Raw genomic sequence first — 1,226 nt, 5'->3', positions numbered from 1 at the left:
GCTAGCACTACTTTGGCAGAAAATTTGGGATAAGGATTCCCAACGGGTGCGATCAGTGATTCATGGAAGACCCGCTGTAGTGGGAGCTGGCGATGAACACCGACTGGCGATCGGATCTGGAAGTATGGCTTGCGCCATTTCTGGCGGCCCTGGGTCACAAAGCGCAGCGGGCGATGTGTCCGGCTTATATTGCAGGCCTGATCGGACCTGGTGACCGCAAGAGCGTGCAGCCCATGGCTGCACGCAATGGCGATATCCCTTATGACCGGCTGCATCATTTCGTCAGTGCCGGTGTGTGGGACAGTGCGCCACTTGAGGCTGCTCTGTGGCGTCATGCTGACCATCTGGTGGGCGGGGAGCGTTCATGGCTGATCATCGATGATACCTCCCTTCCCAAAAAGGGAGAACATTCTGTTGGCGTAGCGCCCCAATATGCTTCGACCCTGGGCAAGAAAGCGAATTGTCAGACACTGGTGTCCGTGACACTGGCTTCGCGTGAAGTGCCACTGATGCTGTCACTCCGTCTGTTCCTGCCCGATATCTGGACAGCAGATCCGGCACGCCTGAATCGGGCTGGTGTTCCACTGGAACATCAGGGCTCCAGGACCAAACCGGAGATGGCGATCGAAGAGATTGATCGCCTCTGTGCCGCAGGTGTCCGTTTTGGCTGTGTTCTTGCGGATGCCGGTTATGGCCTGTCCGCCCCGTTCCGTCAGGCCCTGAGTGCGCGGGGCCTGCGCTGGGCAGTCGGGATACCACGCCATCAGAAAGTCTATTCCACCGATGTGGAGCTGGTGTTTCCGGCCAGAAAGCGCGGCCCATCCCGGATGCATCCGGTACCGGACCAGCAATCTGTCCCTGCCCATAAGATACTGGAAACGGCAACATGGCGCAGGGTCAGTTGGCGTCGCGGGACCAAAGGTGGCCTGGCGGCCCGCTTTGCAGCCATGCGGATACGCGTTGCAGATGGTCCAGCCCAGCGTATCGGTGGCCGGACGGCCCAGCATATGCCCGGGGAGGAAGCCTGGCTGATTGGCGAGCACCGTTCCACTGGAGAACGGAAATACTATCTGTCCAACCTGTCTGCCGACTCCTCCCTCAGGCTACTGGCCGCTGCGATCAAAGCCCGATGGGTCTGCGAGCAGGCGCATCAGCAACTCAAGGAGGAACTGGGCCTCGATCACTTTGAGGGGCGATCATGGACAGGCCTGCACCGACACGCCCTA

At 59.8% G+C, this 1,226-nt stretch carries 1 protein-coding gene; it reads left to right on the top strand.

What is annotated here, in order from left to right:
* Positions 1 to 92 precede the first annotated feature (92 nt).
* Positions 93 to 1,226, top strand: a 1,134-nt coding sequence (locus tag HNO79_RS16300; protein ID WP_214165941.1) for an IS701 family transposase, incomplete at its 3' end; no start/stop codon positions are given.

Origin of the sequence: Komagataeibacter oboediens, assembly GCF_018491655.1 — a bacterium.
Classification (GTDB): domain Bacteria; phylum Pseudomonadota; class Alphaproteobacteria; order Acetobacterales; family Acetobacteraceae; genus Komagataeibacter; species Komagataeibacter oboediens.
Note: the sequence above shows the minus strand (reverse complement) of the source record. Positions and strands in the feature narration are given on the sequence as shown.